The sequence below is a fragment of the Vibrio sp. 1402 genome, from assembly GCF_033340275.1.
The window spans coordinates 1-503 of record NZ_JAWOWE010000783.1 but is presented as its reverse complement, the minus strand read 5'-3'; the positions used below and the strand labels follow the sequence as shown (position 1 = coordinate 503).

At 48.9% G+C, this 503-nt stretch carries 1 pseudogene; it reads right to left on the bottom strand.

From position 1 onward, the window contains the following. A pseudogene (locus R7044_RS28475) lies at nt 1-503 on the bottom strand (bifunctional glutamine synthetase adenylyltransferase/deadenyltransferase); the annotation flags it as partial.

Sequence of the window (503 nt, the reverse complement as noted above, 5' to 3'; positions counted from 1 at the left end):
AGCTCATTACCAACGGGCCGCTTTCTCCAAATGGACGCAACCGCATGTCGACGCGATAACAAAAACCATCAAACGTCTGTTGATCGAGTGCTTTGATGATCCGCTGACCAAGACGAGTAAAGAACTGCGCGTTAGCAATACTGCGGCGGGCACCTTGGGTTTCGCCGTTTTCAGGGTAAGTAAAAATCAGGTCGATATCGGAAGAGAAATTCAGTTCGCCACCGCCTAGCTTGCCCATCCCAATGATCAACATCGGTTGAGCTTCACCCTCTGCATTTGTTGGCGTTCCCCATTCTGCGCAGCAAATTTTGTATTGCCATTGGTATGTCTCAAAGATCATCGCCTCTGCCAATTGGGACAAATGACGTAATGACTCTTCAAGTGTCCAAGCATGTAAGAAGTCTTTCCACGCGATGTAGACCATTTCTCGATTTCGGAACTGACGCAGAACGCGATGACCAGACATTTCATCTGGGCATTCTGCCAATAAAGCGGCCAGACGG